Source organism: Idiomarina sp. 017G, from assembly GCF_004362265.1.
Classification (GTDB): Bacteria; Pseudomonadota; Gammaproteobacteria; order Enterobacterales; family Alteromonadaceae; genus Idiomarina; species Idiomarina loihiensis.
Map to the genome: position 1 here is coordinate 1,045,326 of NZ_SNWT01000001.1, position 15,254 is coordinate 1,060,579.

General features: G+C 45.9%; 15 protein-coding genes. 7 read left to right on the forward strand and 8 right to left on the reverse strand.

Annotated features, from left to right (window positions below):
• Window positions 1-12: 12 nt before the first annotated feature.
• Complete coding sequence (locus tag DEU30_RS05070; protein WP_110013830.1) at window positions 13-1,386, forward strand: L-serine ammonia-lyase; 1,374 nt, start codon at window positions 13-15, stop codon at window positions 1,384-1,386.
• Window positions 1,387-1,409: 23 nt separating this feature from the next.
• Here DEU30_RS05070 and cysB read toward each other — a convergent pair whose 3' ends face one another.
• A complete protein-coding gene (gene cysB / locus DEU30_RS05075) occupies window positions 1,410-2,384 on the reverse strand; it encodes an HTH-type transcriptional regulator CysB (protein ID WP_110013831.1) in 975 nt (324 codons plus the stop codon).
• 137 nt (window positions 2,385-2,521) lie between these two features.
• Between cysB and DEU30_RS05080 the strand changes: the two genes are divergently transcribed.
• From DEU30_RS05080 to yciH, 3 genes are all read left to right on the forward strand, one after another.
• Window positions 2,522-3,205 (forward strand): HAMP domain-containing sensor histidine kinase, encoded by a 684-nt coding sequence (locus tag DEU30_RS05080; RefSeq protein WP_110013832.1) that lies wholly within the window; start codon window positions 2,522-2,524, stop codon window positions 3,203-3,205.
• 73 nt (window positions 3,206-3,278) lie between these two features.
• The gene (locus tag DEU30_RS05085) at window positions 3,279-3,992 is read left to right on the forward strand and encodes a hypothetical protein (RefSeq protein ID WP_227016289.1); all 714 of its coding nucleotides are present in this window, start codon (window positions 3,279-3,281) and stop codon (window positions 3,990-3,992) included.
• A gap of 5 nt (window positions 3,993-3,997) precedes the next feature.
• The gene (yciH, locus tag DEU30_RS05090; RefSeq protein WP_011234948.1) at window positions 3,998-4,333 is read left to right on the forward strand and encodes a stress response translation initiation inhibitor YciH; all 336 of its coding nucleotides are present in this window, start codon (window positions 3,998-4,000) and stop codon (window positions 4,331-4,333) included.
• Here yciH and DEU30_RS05095 read toward each other — a convergent pair.
• A complete protein-coding gene (locus tag DEU30_RS05095) occupies window positions 4,314-5,984 on the reverse strand; it encodes a SpoIIE family protein phosphatase (protein ID WP_110013834.1) in 1,671 nt (556 codons plus the stop codon). The genes yciH and DEU30_RS05095 overlap by 20 nt on opposite strands.
• Complete coding sequence (locus tag DEU30_RS05100; RefSeq protein WP_011234950.1) at window positions 5,984-6,289, reverse strand: STAS domain-containing protein; 306 nt, start codon at window positions 6,287-6,289, stop codon at window positions 5,984-5,986. Before DEU30_RS05100 ends, DEU30_RS05095 begins: the two co-directional genes overlap by 1 nt.
• A gap of 101 nt (window positions 6,290-6,390) precedes the next feature.
• Between DEU30_RS05100 and DEU30_RS05105 the strand changes: the two genes are divergently transcribed.
• Window positions 6,391-7,185 carry a response regulator gene (locus tag DEU30_RS05105; RefSeq protein WP_011234951.1) on the forward strand — a complete coding sequence of 265 codons (795 nt, stop codon included), beginning with the start codon at window positions 6,391-6,393 and terminating at the stop codon, window positions 7,183-7,185.
• Between the two features lie 97 nt (window positions 7,186-7,282).
• On the opposite strand, the gene DEU30_RS05110 is transcribed toward DEU30_RS05105, so the two are convergent.
• Window positions 7,283-8,584: an amidohydrolase family protein gene (locus DEU30_RS05110; protein ID WP_110013835.1), complete on the reverse strand. Its 1,302-nt coding sequence runs from the start codon at window positions 8,582-8,584 to the stop codon at window positions 7,283-7,285.
• Complete coding sequence (locus tag DEU30_RS05115; RefSeq protein WP_110013836.1) at window positions 8,584-11,664, reverse strand: amidohydrolase family protein; 3,081 nt, start codon at window positions 11,662-11,664, stop codon at window positions 8,584-8,586. Before DEU30_RS05115 ends, DEU30_RS05110 begins: the two co-directional genes overlap by 1 nt.
• 141 nt (window positions 11,665-11,805) lie before the next feature.
• On the opposite strand from DEU30_RS05115, the gene DEU30_RS05120 reads away from it, so the two are divergent.
• Window positions 11,806-12,270: a cytochrome c gene (locus tag DEU30_RS05120; protein ID WP_011234954.1), complete on the forward strand. Its 465-nt coding sequence runs from the start codon at window positions 11,806-11,808 to the stop codon at window positions 12,268-12,270.
• Here DEU30_RS05120 and DEU30_RS05125 read toward each other — a convergent pair.
• Window positions 12,267-12,914 (reverse strand): cytochrome b/b6 domain-containing protein, encoded by a 648-nt coding sequence (locus tag DEU30_RS05125; RefSeq protein ID WP_011234955.1) that lies wholly within the window; start codon window positions 12,912-12,914, stop codon window positions 12,267-12,269. The genes DEU30_RS05120 and DEU30_RS05125 overlap by 4 nt on opposite strands.
• Window positions 12,915-12,992: 78 nt before the next feature.
• On the opposite strand from DEU30_RS05125, the gene DEU30_RS05130 reads away from it, so the two are divergent.
• The gene (locus tag DEU30_RS05130; protein WP_011234956.1) at window positions 12,993-13,349 is read left to right on the forward strand and encodes a response regulator; all 357 of its coding nucleotides are present in this window, start codon (window positions 12,993-12,995) and stop codon (window positions 13,347-13,349) included.
• Between the two features lie 19 nt (window positions 13,350-13,368).
• On the opposite strand, the gene tyrA is transcribed toward DEU30_RS05130, so the two are convergent.
• Together tyrA and DEU30_RS05140 are read right to left on the reverse strand one after the other, a co-directional pair.
• Window positions 13,369-14,511: a bifunctional chorismate mutase/prephenate dehydrogenase gene (tyrA, locus tag DEU30_RS05135; RefSeq protein ID WP_011234957.1), complete on the reverse strand. Its 1,143-nt coding sequence runs from the start codon at window positions 14,509-14,511 to the stop codon at window positions 13,369-13,371.
• Window positions 14,512-14,522: 11 nt separating this feature from the next.
• Window positions 14,523-15,125, reverse strand: coding sequence for a DNA-J related domain-containing protein (locus DEU30_RS05140; RefSeq protein WP_011234958.1), 603 nt, complete (start codon window positions 15,123-15,125; stop codon window positions 14,523-14,525).
• Window positions 15,126-15,254 lie beyond the last annotated feature (129 nt).

Genomic DNA, 15,254 nt, shown 5'->3' on the forward strand with positions numbered 1-15,254 from the left:
GTAAGGATAAATATGATCAGCGTTTTTGATATCTACAAAATTGGTATTGGTCCTTCCAGTTCTCACACTGTGGGGCCGATGAAAGCAGCCTATGAATTTTTGCATGCCGCAAAAAAATCAGGGCATCTAAATAACGCCGATGGCATAAAAGTCGAACTGTTCGGATCACTTGGCCAAACGGGTAAAGGTCATGGTACCGGCAAAGCTGTTATCCTTGGGCTCGTGGGCGAGACACCAGAAACAGTAGACACTGACAGCGTGGAAGATTTTCTGGAGCAAACTCGTAAGACTGAAAAGCTAAACTTGCTTGGTGAGAAAGAAGTCTCCTTTCCCAGCGAAGGCGCCATTACTTTTCACCGCCGCAAAACCATGCCCAAACACGCCAACGCCATGGAACTCAAGCTGCTAAAGGACGGTGAGATCATCTATAGCGACCTATATTACTCCATCGGCGGTGGCTTCATTGTGCGCGATGAAGATTTTGACGAGACGCTGGAAGAAGCGATAGAACAGTCGTCTAAACCTATTCCATATCCGTTTGACAGTGCAGCGGATCTTCTGGCGCATTGCAAAGAGCACGGTATGCGCATGAGTTCATTAATGATGGCTAACGAAAAAGTCTTCCGCAGTGAAGAGGATATTCGGGCCGGATTAATGAAGATTTGGCGCACCATGCAGGAAAGCATCAAAAACGGTATTACTACCGAAGGCATTCTGCCGGGTGGACTTAAAGTGCGTCGCCGCGCATCGTCTTTATATCAGCGACTGAAGAAAGAAAAATCCAGCGATGCCATGCAGGTCATGGACTGGGTCGATTTATACGCTTTAGCCGTTAACGAAGAAAATGCCGCAGGCGGGCGCATTGTAACAGCCCCGACTAACGGAGCCGCTGGCATTATTCCTGCGGTAATGAGCTACGCTGACAGATTCATCGAAACGCTGGACGAAGATGCAGTCGTGCGCTTCTTACTGACTTCAGCTGCTATCGGTATTCTTTATAAGAAAAATGCTTCAATTTCAGGTGCTGAAGTCGGTTGTCAGGGTGAAGTGGGTGTTGCCTGTTCAATGGCCGCTGGTGCCCTGGCCGAATTTATGGGCGGTGACCCGTCAAGAGTCGAGAATGCGGCAGAAATAGGTATGGAGCATAACCTGGGTCTAACCTGCGACCCGGTGGGAGGTTTAGTACAAGTACCCTGTATTGAACGAAACGCCATGGGCTCGGTTAAAGCCATTAATGCCGCCCGCTTAGCCATGCGAGGCGAAGGCGATCATAAAGTGTCTCTGGATAAAGTGATTAAAACCATGTGGGACACCGGCAACGATATGAAAACCAAATACAAAGAAACCGCTCGCGGCGGTTTGGCAGTCAATATTATTGAATGTTAACCAGTTGATGCTGCTGCCGGTGCTTAGCGCATCGGCAGTGAGCAACTATCAAAGAGTTTATCAATCTCATCCTGACTTTTTAGCTGAGTAGCTTTTTGCACCCTATCGCGAGTTAAGTGTGGTGCAAAATTCTCAATAAAATCGTACATATAAGTACGTAAAAATGTTCCGCGCCGGAAACCTATCTTAGTCGTACTATGAGCAAACATGTGCTCCGCAGGTATCGCCACTAAATCGGTATCTTCTTTCGGGTCGTAAGCCATACTCGCCAGAACCCCAATACCCAATCCCATTCTGACGTAGGTTTTTATCACATCGGCATCGGTTGCTGTAAAGACAATTTTAGGCTCATGTCCCGCATCGGCAAAGGCTTTATCCAACTCGGAACGACCGGTAAAACCATGCACATAAGTGACCAAAGGAAACTGAGCAATATCATCAATAGTTAGCTTACTCAGTTGCGTCAGCGGATGCGATTTAGGCACTACTATAGAGCGGTTCCAGTGATAGCAGGGCAACATAATAAGGTCGTGATATAAATGCAGCGCCTCGGTCGCAATGGCAAAATCTGCCCGCCCTTTCGCCGCCGCCTCACTAATTTGCTCTGGAGACCCCTGATGCATATGCAGTGACACTTTGGGATATTGCTGAATAAATCGCTGAATAACGGACGGCAAGGCATAACGAGCCTGAGTATGGGTCGTCGCAATATTAAGTTTGCCTTGGTTTGGCAAGGTGTACTCAGCAGCAACCGTCTTAATCGACTGGACGTTATCCAGAACCTGCTGAGCAACTGCTATGATGTCTTTACCCGCGGGCGTTATGTGAGTCAGGTGTTTGCCTGTTCGTCCAAATATCTGCACGCCCAGCTCGTCTTCCAGCATTCTGACTTGTTTACTAATGCCCGGCTGCGAGGTGAATAAGCTTTCAGCCGTAGCAGAAACATTCAGGTTATGATTTGTTACTTCAACAATGTAACGTAACTGCTGTAATTTCATTGAGGAACGTGCCACTCTAGTTTGCTAAATGTGATATAAGAAAATACTATAATAATCTTGATAACTATGACAAATATAAAAGCTATCGCAACAGTATTTTGTCGAGGCTTCTCTTTGGACCACAGGAACTGTCATCTATGACCCAACCCGCATTTGATTTTTCAACCGTCCTGGCTTCTTCTGTGCACGACATGAAAAATTCACTGTGCTTACTCATTCAGATGATAGAAGAAGTATCAGAACAGGTCGCTGACAGCAGTGCAACAGAAAAAATGGCGAAAGTCCATTATGAGGCTCAGCGTATCAATTCAAGTTTGATGCAAATGCTCACGCTTTATCGCAACGACAATAACGCTTTACCACTCAATAGCGACCAGCACCACGTCGACGAACTTGTCGAAGAGCTGTTGCTAAATAACGAGCTTTACCTTGAGCAGCGGAACATTACTGTCAGCACCGACATTGATGAAACAGCAACAGGCTGGTTCGACAGGGACCTGATCTTTAATCTGCTTAATGACATCATCATTAATGCAATGCGCTACACAGCCGATAAGCTCTTTATAAAAGTAGAGATAACCGAAGATGGTGGATGTCGTATTATGGTTCACGACAATGGCGATGGTTTTCCTGCTAGTATGCTGGAAAACGCCGCTATGCCGATACAACAATTGAATATTCAGCAATCCCGGACGGGATTAGGTCTATACTTTGCTCAGATGATTGCAAGCGCGCATGAGCGAAATAATAAAAAAGGTTTTATCGAGCTGAAAAATAATGGACACTTAGGTGGTGGTGTTTTCTCTTTAACATTACCCTGAAAAATAATTATAACTTAACGAGCGTAATATGATTTACACCATTGTCATCGCATTGATTATATTACTAATAATAATGGCAATTATAGTTGGTGCGGTACAACAGAACAGACAGCGTTTAGAACTAGAGCGGCGTAAGAAGTTGGCGCGCTTTCGCAGTTCGCTTGAACAGATCGAAGATCTCATTCATATGTCGAGCTTCTTCCCTATTGGTAAATCCATGCTGGTGGTTCTTAATAGCCGTGCGTTAGAAATACTTAAAGGTATGAACGCAGCATCGCCGTCAAAAGACTATAAGGCGCGAATACAGGATTACGAAGAGCGCATACAAAGTGTTGACCGTAACGACACCTCGTTAATCAGTGAAGACTTTGAGATCCCGGAAAACAACAAGCAAATCATAGCAATGATCAATGGGCTGAAGCGTTTACGTTCTACTTTACGCAATGAGCATTCCCGCGGTCGGGTCGACAGCAATGTTTTTAGTGTCGAAGATCAGCGTTTAACCAAGTTGCAACTGAAAATTAGTATTGAAACCTTAATACGCCGGGGCCGTCATGCTTACGAAAGTCAGATGTTAGGTTCCGCCAGACAGTATTATGAAAAAGCATTACGCACCATAGAAGACCAGAGCTTTAGCGACGACTACGCTACGTCGCGCCAGCAATCGATTAAAAAAGCGCTGGAACAAATTGCACAAGAGTTGAAAGATGCTCATACGCGAGACAAAGAAAAACATAAAAAAGAAGACGATTTAGAAGAACTGTTTCAACCTAAGAGAAAATGGTAGAGAGAATGCCGGACTGGAAAGACCAGCTAAGCCAAATGGTATATTCAACAGACTCGGGACGTATTGATCCGGAACCTGAACCGGAGGAAGTTCCTGAAGGTGATGGTATTGTCCGCCTTCGCCGCGAAACCAAAGGTCGAAAGGGCAAAGGAGTAACCATTGTCACTGGGCTGGATAAACCGCAAACAGAGTTAAAGTCGATTGCAAAAAAACTCAAGCAGTTCTGTGGCGTTGGTGGCGCGGTTAAAGAGTACGAAATAGAACTACAAGGCGACCAGCGCGACAGCATTGAAAGCTGGTTAAAAAAGGAAGGCTATAAAGTTAAGCGTGCGGGCGGCTAAGGTCGTATTCAATATATAGACGTCGTCCGTCATCACGCCACTCAACATGGCTTGAAAAGTTTCTTATCAGCTGTAATCCACGACCAAACGCCTGTTGTTCGTCATCGTCGGATACTTGCTGATATTCCGAAAAACCATTTCCGCTATTGGATGAAATACTAAACGAAAGCAATTTGTTATCCGGTTTGTATTCAATATCAATTTCTATTTCTACCCCTTCTAAAACAGCCAACCGCGCTTCCCGTGTCCGGTAGTATTCATCGAACCCCTGCCCGGTCTCTTTAATTCCCGAGTCCAGCTGCAAAACGCTGTGTTCCAGGGTATTGTTAAAAGCTTCTGCTAACAATAAATACAAGGTTGTTTTGTGCGCGCGGATACCTTCAAGATGGCTTAAAGAATCCACCAGCTTGATAATTGGATCGCGCCCTTTAATCTCATTTTCTTTTAAATAAACCACTAACCGAAAGGGCAGATGAGTTACATTAGTATCAGGCTGGCTAACGGGTAAATTGGTGGCTTCACAATCCAGACACACCAATGAAATATCATCAAACTGTTCTTGCCCTTGCTGAAAAGTCTGGAATGATCCGACTAACCCCTCAAAGTCTCGCTCGCGGGCATAGCGTAACAACAGAGCCTCGAATCCCCGTTCAGATAATCGTTCATCAGCCTTGTTGGTCATCTCCACCACACCGTCGGTATAGGTTATCAGGCGGATGTTTTTCTCAACAAAACAATGACTAACCTGACTACTGAACTCTTCCGGAGACAAAATGCCCAATGCCATATGCTCAGGCACCAGTCGCTTCTCGACTTCTCCGGCTTCATTTATCAGCAGAGCATCAGGAATGCCACCATTCCAATAAGTTAAACGATCGCCATTGGCTGACAACTCAGCAACAAAAGCAGCACAAAACATGTCATCGGGTAACAGCTTAACCAGTTTGCGGTTAAACTCTTCAACCATGTTAGCTATTGAGAGCCCTTTTTCAGCTGAATCAAAAAAGGTTTGAGCAACGGGAAGAGCACCGGTAGCAGGAGCTAACCCGTGTCCGGTGAAGTCACCGACAAACAGATAAAAATTTCCCAGAGGTCCGGCTTTAGAGAGAACTAAGTCACCGTTAAACTCGCTGGCCGGTGCAAGATAGGTTTTTAAGAACGGATATTCTGTTTCGTTTTCCTGCAGCGCGTTAGCCAGCATGTGCCTGACCACATTCTGCTCTCGCTCCATTCGGTTAGAATGATAAGCCAGAGTTTCATTTTTACCTTTGAGGGAATAACTCAACTCGCGAACCCGCGCATGAGCATTTAGTTTTGCCTGCAGGACAACCGGCTCAAAAGGCACGCTAATAAAATCATCCCCTCCGGCCTCAAGGCATTTCAACAAGGTTTCCTGATCATCCAGTGCCGTAATAAATAAAATCGGCAAATGGACATCGCCGCTTAGGGCTTTTAACCGGGGAGCAGTCTTAAGCCCATCCATAACCGGCATCATAACGTCCAGTAGCACCACGTCCGGCGCCAGACTGGCGAAAATGTCTATAGCCTCAATGCCGTTATCAGCGCAGGTGACCTGATGGCCAAAGCGTTTAATCAGACCACTCAGCATCACCTGGTTAGCAGGCTGATCATCGACAATCAGTACCTTCATCAGGCAATAACAAACATCTTATCAAAGCGGGATATATCGAGAATACGACGCACGTCCGGTTTAGCATTAATCAGTTGAATACCTTTAACGCTGCTGCCTAAAGACTTACGCATGTTGAGCAGCATACCGAGCGCCGAGCTGTCCAGATAATCGGTTTCCCTCAGGTCGATAATTACGGTTGGTTGTGAATCACCAATATGACTGTAGGCCTGACGGAATTCCTGTACCAGGCTAAAATCAAATTTCCCTTTAATAGCAATAACTAACTGCTTACCATCATTTGAAAAGTCGCGACTAACGTTCATACTCACCTCTTTTTTTAATGAGCATAACACAGATTTTCTGATTGAGTTTATCTGCTGAATACCCTACTCTTTCGGTCACAATAAATCCTAATTATGTGATTATGGCAATAGCCTTTGACGAACTCCGTATTTTGCTTATCGAACCTTCCGATGTGCAAAGAAAAGTAATTACTCAGCACCTGAACCAGGCGGGCATTCAACATACCCGTGGCGCTTCAACCATTGCTGAAGCAAAAGAAGAAATACTTCGCTGGCAACCCGATATTGTCACCAGCGCTATGTATTTTTCTGACGGCACTTCACATGAACTCATTGAATTCATTAATAGTAACGACTTAAAAGATACTTTACATTTTATGTTGGTGTCATCCGAACATCGTGCCGATCAGCTGGAGCAATTCAAACAAGCGGGTATTATTGCCATTTTACCAAAACCTTTTACGCCGGATCAGCTCCAGCGGGCTATTACCGCTACCATGGACATGATGGAACCCGAGCCACTTCATCTTGAGCTTTATGATGTCGAGGATTTGCGGGTATTAATTGTTGATGACAGCATGACCTCGCGCCATGTCTTAAGACGTGTATTTGAAAATCTGGGTGTGGAGAGCTTTGTTGAAGCAGAAAATGGTCAGCAGGCAATTGATATCTTAGTGGAACATCAATTTGACTTGATCGTCACCGACTTTCATATGCCGGAGGTAAACGGCAGTGAACTCACCCAATACATTCGCAATAGCTCAGCACATGCTCACACTCCGGTACTGATGGTGACTGCACGCGCCAATGAGCCACAACTTGCTAACGTAAAACAAAGCGGTGTCGATGCCTTAACCGACAAACCCTTTGAACCGGCAACGCTAAGAAAACTCATCGCCCGTTTATTAAACAGTTGAGCCTGAATTTAAGAATTAATATTGTCCGTTAAAATGAAAAGCCCCTGCCAGTTGAACTGACAGGGGCTTTTTCGTTTTAGACTTAGCCAAAGAGCGGCTATTCAGATGGTTTCTGACGATACTTCTCGTAAAGCTCAGTATGTCGGCTGCTTAAGCTTACTTTGCGTCCATCAATATAAAGATGCGTTAACTTTTGTCCTATTGGATCAAGTAAGTCACCTTCAGAGACACTCAGTGAGGCACTTTTACCCACTTCCAGTGAACCCAGCTTATCGGCAACTCCCATAATCTCAGCCGGCTTCAATGTAATAGCTGCAAGAGCCTGCTGTTGATCCAGGCCAAAAGCAACCGCATTTCCGGCAGCAAAAGGTAAGTTACGTACGTCCCAGTAACCCGGATAAGAAATAGCAAAGTTAACTCCTGCTTCAGCCAAACGCGCTGGTGAAGCAAAGTCCTGATCATAACCTTCATCATTGCGTGCCGGCAGACCGTAAGGCGAGCCAAAAACAACAGGAACATTAAGCTCGGCTAGCTTATCGGCAATACGCCAGGCATCTCTGGCTCCCATAAGCACCAGTTCAAAGCCATACTCCTGAGCAGTATCAATGGCCTGCTCCAGCTGACGTTTGTCGTCTGCGTGTACGTACAGCTTCTTACTGCCGTCAAACAAGCCCGTCATAGCTTCCCAGCGCTGGTCCAGATCAATTTTACGATCGGCCTGCTTCGCATCGTAGTAAGCCTTTGCATCAGCGAAGACTTTCATTAGTTGCTGACGGGATTCCTCGTTCGCTTTACGCTGTTCTTCAGGTGAACGTCTTTCCCACCAGGTATTTACTACATATGTGCGCGGCCAGGAAACGTGCACACCTATTTCTCCGGCGACCAGAGCGTCCTGATAGTTCCACCCATCTAAGTTCATTAAAGATGACTGACCGGCTACCAGCGAGCCCTCAGGAGCTACCTGAGCGTGTGTAATGCCATGATAACGTACCGTCGGGATAATTTCCGAATCAGCATTAAAGGCAATGTGACCGGCAACTTCCGGGTGCACATCACCCACTTCACGCGCGTCGCGGGTTGCCCGTACGGCTTCAATTTCATTCAGGCCAATAGTGGTATCCATGGCAATAACTCCCGGATACACGTGCTGACCGGAAATATCGATAACTTCAGCGCCGTCCGGAATACTGACATCCTGCCCAATAGCGGTGATTTTACCGTTTTCAAACACCAAGTCTGAGTTGGTAAGCACTCCGTCAGAAACGGTATGCAAGGTTCCACCCTGAAGTACAATAGGGTTGCTTTGCTTTTCGCCCGGAACTTCATCATGTGCCGCAGCACTATTAAGCGTCAGCGCACTGACTAATGCGGCACTAACGGTTGTAAGTAATTTATTCATTAGTGTTGTCCTCCGTGCTGATGCCCTTTACCGGTAAAGTGATCTAACCAAAAGTCGTGTTCAGTATCACAATGCCAGGTAGGCTGATCCGACTTATAACCGTCTTTAGCCCCTATTTTTGCATCATCACCTGCCGCTAAAACTTTTTGGATAAGTGCGTTCTTTTCTTGTTTAACCGCCTGCTGTCGTTGTTTATCCAGTTCGCGGTCGAAGAACTTACGGCCGTTAATCCAGGTTTGCTCTGCTCGCGCATAAGCACTTAACGGATAATGGCTCCAAAGTACGAAATCGGCGTGTTTGCCTTTTTCAACAGACCCTACATAACTGTCCACTTTCAACTGTTTAGCCGGGTTAATGGTGACCATTTTCAATGCTTCGTGTGGATCCATACCACAATAACGAACAGACTTAGCGGCTTCAGTGTTTAAACGACGTTGTAAATCGTTACTATCAGAATTGATACTGGTTAGCACACCTCGTTCGCTCATCAGGCACGCGTTGTGTGGAATAGCATCATAAACCTCGAACTTATAAGCCCACCAGTCCGCAAAGGTTGAACCGCTGGCGCCATGCTCTGCCATTTCGTCAGCTACCTTGTAGCCTTCCAGAATGTGAGTAAAGGTATCCAGAGTAAAACCAAAGTCCTCGGCGACTTCCATTAACATCAAAATTTCTGACGCAACGTAAGAGTGCGCATGAACAAAGCGTTCGCTGTTCAGAATTTCCAGTAACGTCTCCAGACGATAATCCGGCCGTGGAGCTGCAGCTTTATTACGCTCAGAACGGCTCATACGTTCATAAGCCTGTTTCCGCTGCTGGTACTCAAGCGCCGCCTGGAAACCGTCACGCACAATGGTTTCAACGCCCAAACGAGTTTGAGGGTAACGAACGGTCATGTTGTCGCCCCAGTTACTCTGTTTAACGTTTTCGCCCAATGCAAACTTGATAGACTCAGGGGCTGCATCGAACTTCATGACATTAGCATCGGCTCCCCAGCGTAACTTGATCACTTGCGCCTGACCGCCAATAGGGTTAGCTGAACCATGGAGCAACTGTGCCATGGTCGTCCCGCCGGCCAACGAACGGTAAATGTGAATATCGTCCGGATTAACCACATCACCAATTCGAACTTCAGATGTCACCGCTTCAGAACCTTCGTTAACACCACCTTCAATAGCAATATGTGAATGCTCGTCGATAATGCCCGGAGTCAAATGCATTCCTGCGCCATCAATTTCAGTCACGCCGGAAGGTGCAGACAAGTCTTTGCCGATGGCTGCAAATTCGCCATCTCGAACCAGCACATCCGTTTCTTCAAGAATACCGTCGTCAGTTGCAGTCCAGACCGTTACGTTGCGGATAAGAACATCCTGACGCTCCGGCAAACCGTCCAGGCCGTATGCCACATTCGGGAACGTTAGTTCACTAACATATTCCACTGGTTCTGCTTCATCGCTTGTTTCAGTCTCGCTTTCGGCTGAATCCATTTGAGCCTGTAAACTGACTTCCTCACCATCAGGAGAGACAGCCGTTACTGAAAAGGTTCCCTGGGCTTCAGGTTCCAGCTTAAAGCGCCAGCTTCCAGCCGGTTCTGCGTCCAGGTCGGCAACAAAAGACAAAGACTCATTACCCGACTGCACGTGACGTAAAGCGCTGGTCTTTTCATTAACCTTAACTTCACCGCTAAGCGTAGCACCAGAATTAATCGCAATTTCGATATCCTGGTTATTCAGTTTCATGTTGTAATTGCCGACAAAATCGACTTTATCCCGGGATACCAGCTCGTTTTCTTCGCCCTGCAACCAAACTGACTGAATGGTGCCATCTGCAAACAAATCGCCTTTGACCATAACAAAGTCAGCCTTGTAACCCTGAGCCAGCTTCCCTGCTTTGTTGTCTACCCCGGCAATTTTCGCCGGAATAGTCGTCAACGCAGCAAGAGCCCGTTCTTCGCTCAAGCCATGCTTCACGGCTTTGCGCAGGTTAGGCCAGAAGCTGTCCGCCTTTTCTAAGTCGTGCAAAGTCAGAGCAAAGTTGACACCGGCCTCGGCTAGCATTGCCGGGTTAGACGGAGCGCGCTCCCAGTGGCGCAATTTTGCTAAATCGACATCGAGGTGCCCATCAACATCGCCAACATCTGGTGCAGCCGGAAAGTTAAGTGGAAGAATTAAATCACTCCCGGCATTTTTTACCGCGCCTAAGCGCGCATATTCATAACCAGAGGCAACGTAAACCGACGGCACTTTGAACTGATCAAAGACATCATCAGCACGTAACAATGACTTTTCATTGCTTACTTTAAAAACAATTCCGGTATTCTCGATATCTGTCAGTGAATCAAGCGCCGCATTAAATTCAACCGATTGATTATGCGACTGCTTTCCATAAGAGTTTTCATACCAGTTAGCATCAGATAAGGTTTGTCTGACCAGCGCAATACTGCCCATTAGCGATGACGGGTACTGCTGCTGTGAGGAGCCTTTATCAAATGAACCGAAGTGCTTTGCCTCACTTTGGTAAATAACGTCATTAGGTATTTTGTCTGCCAGCGAAACCGTTACCGCCTGCCCCTGAAAAATACCGTCTAAGTTAGCTGACTGCACACTGGTGAAACCTTGTGACACCCATTTATTCGCATCTTCAGAGTTGGTTTTAAACTCGCTGAACCAGTGTTTTTGCGAGTGAATCGCGTCATTTGCCGCGTTACCGCCCTCACGCTCATTGTTATAAATTGGCGTATCTGAACGTTCTTGCTCACTGCTAACGTTAATTCCGTAGCTGCTGTAGGGGTCAATAAATCCCGGGTAAATCGTGTACCCGGTTCCGTCAATCACCCGCGCTCCGGCAGGAGCCCGATTATTTCGCTCAATTGACTGAACGGCGCCATTTTCAATAACCAAAGTGGCGTTAGTAATAGATTTTCCCGGCTCAGTAATAATTGTTGCATTCTGAATTGCCGTCAGACTTGGTGTGTTATCCCGCATCCCGTTTGTCCGGGAAGTCTGATCAGCCGCAACCGAAGCGGTCAGTACCGACGTTACCGCTAACGTCAAAGCACTGAACTGATGCACTTTTTTCATGAATTGTCCCCATTTTGACTTATTCTTGTCATTTAGTTATCTCATTAGATAAGTTACTTTGTTATACATAGAGGTGACAAGCATTAACCGACAGATCGTGTATTATTAACGATCAGTGAATTCAATAAACGGAGTGTTTCAATGAAAAAACAATTACTAACAACAGCTCTAGCTGGCCTGATGACTCTGTCATTCAATGTAGCCGCTGATGAAACCGCCTTTAACGATGCCGAGAAAGCCGTAGAGTACCGTCAAAAAGCATTGTCTGTTATGAAAGAAAACTTTTCCGCTATGGCCGCTATGGTAAAAGGCGAAGTTGAATACAACGCAGATTTTTTTCAACGTCGTGCAAATGATTTCGAGAAAATGTCAGGTATTCCGTGGGCCGGTTTTGCCGTTGAAGGCGCAATGCCAGGCAATAACTCTGATGCATTAACTGCCATATGGGATAACTGGGATGACTTTCAGCAGCGCGCTAATGACTTGCAAGAGTACGCTGCGAAACTGGCTGAAGTTAGCCAAGAAGGCTCTATTGACTCAATAAAACCCGTTTTTATGGACGCCGCAAAAACCTGCAAAGGTTGCCACGACGAATATAAAGACTAGTTAAGCAGCAACATTAAGATTAACCAGACAGCAACCGCTAAAATGAGCCCCTGCCAACCGGGTTTTAGATTTGGCGCTTGCTGACTGGTGATTCTGTAACCATGCACCATGGAAGCCACTAAAGGTGTTCCTTTAAAGCGATAAAAAAGCACGGCCAGAATATGTACGGCAATAACAATTAATATTACGTCGAACTGGGTTTTATGCCAGCTGGTTACCGCTTTTTGCCCATCCGAAGATAGCCAATTAGATAATGGCCCCGAAAATAAAATGCCGTCGGTTGAAAATAGCCCCGTAATAACCTGGCTTAAAAGCAACCCAAGCATAATGATGACAGCCCAGCCACCAGCAGTGCTGTGGGTGTTTTCTGCTTCATAGCGCCCTTTAAAAACATTATGCAGATGCTTCAAGATAGCCTTAGGAGACTTTAAAAAGGTTTTAAAACGGGCATTTTCGCTACCAAATATTCCCCAGCAAACTCTGACTAAAAGTAACGCAAGTAAGGCAATTCCAATATCCTTATGCAGCTCCATGCGGCCATTTTCGACGGTCCACCATAGCCCGCCTAAAAGAACAATAAGCAAACCGTGAAACACACGAATAAAGCTATCCCAAACTTTTATAGAATTTCCTTTCTGATTCATGTTGTTAGCTCCAAATTACTGGGAATATAAAAAGCTAAGTGCTAGGGTATAATTAATTCCATTAAATGGGTAGTGACTATGCGCAAAGTTCTTATTGCTGACGACGACTTTATCAGCCTTGAAGTGTTAAAAGCGATGCTGGCCAATTTTGAGGTAAGTATATTAACAGCAATGACAGGGGAAGAAGCCTTGAACCTGGCAGGAGAGGCTCCGGTTCTTATCTTTCTGGATTACGAAATGCCGGACATGTCGGGAGCTGAAGTCTGCCAGGAGTTGCGACAAAGCGATATGCACAAGAACACACCGGTTATCGCTATCACCAGTCATCAAAGCGCTAGCGAAATGAGCGCTTGTCGTGAAGCCGGCATGAATGCAACATTGCATAAGCCAGTTTCACCAGAAGCGCTTAGCGAGTTAATGACTGAATACTTATAAAGCTTGTAGCCAGCAACTATTATTGATGCTTTAATCTTTGGTCGTCTGCCAGCTGCACCAAAGATTCGCTTTCTTTCAGGAACTGACTGGAAAATTCACCGAAATACTGGCTAACTTCATCGAAAAGCGATATAAAGTCAGATTTTTTACCGTTTTCGATATCATCAATGATTGCCGAGAATTGCTGCAGATAACGTCTGATCGATGCAAATTGTCCTTTGTTCGCAGCAATAATATCGGCATAAAGTTCCGCATTTTGCGCAAACAAACGACCTATCATCATTAATTCCATCCGATAAATAGGCGAGCTCAATTCCAACAGCTCTTTAATATCGACGCGTTCATTAGCCAGGTGAACACCGTAAGCAAAAGTGCTTAAATGGCGCATCGCCTGGATCCAGCCCATGGCGTCGTCATGTTTATCGGCATTCACTTCGTGTAAATGGGCGCCCCAGTTAACAAACTGGTCCAGTAACCACTGATAACGCTCAGGCTGTCGGCCGTGAGTAACAACTACCAGCTGCTTCGCCAAATTCTGCACAGAAGGACCGAACATAGGATGCAAACCAACGACCGGCCCGCTATGCTGTGCCAGCATGGCGTTTAAAGGAGCCGCTTTAATACTGGTTACATCAGCCAGAACACAGTCCTCCGCTAAAGGTGGTAACTGCTTTATCAATTCAACGGTCTTATTGACCGGCACACTCATCAATACCAACTGCGCTTGGCTTAAATCGTCCTTATCTGGCCAGTCATCGTCTTTATCAATGGTTATTACCGAATAGCCTGTTTGCCTTAACTGACTGACCAGACGCGCACCCAAAGCCCCTTTACCGCCAAACACAAAAACCGGTCGTTCAAGTTGAGTCGAAGTTGCAGCCGCCTGTGCTGTTTGCGTCCGATACGACTCTCGAATAATACGACGAATAACATCTTCGATTAAGTCTTCCGACAAGCCTGCCTCTTTGGCTTTGCTTCTGCGCGCTTTTATTAAAGAACGTTCTCTCTGTGGAACGTAAAGAGGCTGTTTCAACGCACGTTTGGTTTCTCCCACAGCGGCAGTTAACTTTGCTCGCCGGGCAATTATCTCAATTAATTCGTTATCAGTGGCATCAATTGCATTACGCAGTTCTGATAATTGTTGGTCCGGGTCATGGCTCATGAGCTGTTATCTTATTCCTCTTTTATGGCTTCTATAACACTATGGTAGGCTTTCTGAATTTTTTGCATTTTAGCCACACTCCCGCCTTTATCGGGGTGGTACTTGTGTACTAGTTTACGATATTGCTTTTTGATAAAGGCCTGACTTGCCGGCGGTTCAACTTCCATAATCTGCCAGGCATCGTTCACAGGCATGCTGGTTTCTACCTTAGAAGAAGAATGCCCCATGCGCCGCCAAAAATCATCCAGCATAGATTCAACATCAGCGCCGGATGTCGAGCCCAGTTGATTCAGATCTAAATAATATTCTGCTAACGCGTCCTTTTCTGTCAATGCAGAAACGCCACGTTGCCATGGCTGACACTCAATATTCAGGGTATGAATAAAAAGCTCGTACTTTTTTTCTTTCCGCCAGCGTTCACGCAATTTATAAAGACAGTGAAACAATAAAAAGTGAGTCTGAAACAAGGTCAAGGGATCACGCAGAGCTTCTTTATCAAAGAACTCATAAGGCGGCCCCTGCAAAGACGCAATCAGTTCATGCTCAGTCCAGTGGTGCTGAGTATCCAAATTTTCAGCTAAAATCTGGGTTAATATTTCGATATCTTCGTTCATTCTAAAACACTATCAAAAAACCCAGCACAAGGCTTAATGCTTGTCAGTTAAGCTAACTGGCTGTCGGTTTAGAAGGCGGTCGCATCGGATAACGTTGCGGCCGCCTTTTTATTGAACGAGGGTAATATC

Excerpts from the sequence above, each read along its gene's own strand:
- DEU30_RS05110 (WP_110013835.1), bottom strand. The coding sequence starts at position 8,584 with ATGAATAAATTACTTACAACCGTTAGTGCCGCATTAGTCAGTGCGCTG.
- DEU30_RS05070 (WP_110013830.1), top strand. The coding sequence starts at position 13 with ATGATCAGCGTTTTTGATATCTACAAAATTGGTATTGGTCCTTCCAGT.
- cysB (WP_110013831.1), bottom strand. The coding sequence starts at position 2,384 with ATGAAATTACAGCAGTTACGTTACATTGTTGAAGTAACAAATCATAAC.
- DEU30_RS05125 (WP_011234955.1), bottom strand. The coding sequence starts at position 12,914 with ATGAATCAGAAAGGAAATTCTATAAAAGTTTGGGATAGCTTTATTCGT.
- tyrA (WP_011234957.1), bottom strand. The coding sequence starts at position 14,511 with ATGAGCCATGACCCGGACCAACAATTATCAGAACTGCGTAATGCAATT.
- DEU30_RS05080 (WP_110013832.1), top strand. The coding sequence starts at position 2,522 with ATGACCCAACCCGCATTTGATTTTTCAACCGTCCTGGCTTCTTCTGTG.
- DEU30_RS05095 (WP_110013834.1), bottom strand. The coding sequence starts at position 5,984 with ATGAAGGTACTGATTGTCGATGATCAGCCTGCTAACCAGGTGATGCTG.
- yciH (WP_011234948.1), top strand. The coding sequence starts at position 3,998 with ATGCCGGACTGGAAAGACCAGCTAAGCCAAATGGTATATTCAACAGAC.
- DEU30_RS05085 (WP_227016289.1), top strand. The coding sequence starts at position 3,279 with ATGGCAATTATAGTTGGTGCGGTACAACAGAACAGACAGCGTTTAGAA.
- DEU30_RS05120 (WP_011234954.1), top strand. The coding sequence starts at position 11,806 with ATGAAAAAACAATTACTAACAACAGCTCTAGCTGGCCTGATGACTCTG.
- DEU30_RS05130 (WP_011234956.1), top strand. The coding sequence starts at position 12,993 with ATGCGCAAAGTTCTTATTGCTGACGACGACTTTATCAGCCTTGAAGTG.
- DEU30_RS05115 (WP_110013836.1), bottom strand. The coding sequence starts at position 11,664 with ATGAAAAAAGTGCATCAGTTCAGTGCTTTGACGTTAGCGGTAACGTCG.
- DEU30_RS05140 (WP_011234958.1), bottom strand. The coding sequence starts at position 15,125 with ATGAACGAAGATATCGAAATATTAACCCAGATTTTAGCTGAAAATTTG.
- DEU30_RS05100 (WP_011234950.1), bottom strand. The coding sequence starts at position 6,289 with ATGAACGTTAGTCGCGACTTTTCAAATGATGGTAAGCAGTTAGTTATT.
- DEU30_RS05105 (WP_011234951.1), top strand. The coding sequence starts at position 6,391 with ATGGCAATAGCCTTTGACGAACTCCGTATTTTGCTTATCGAACCTTCC.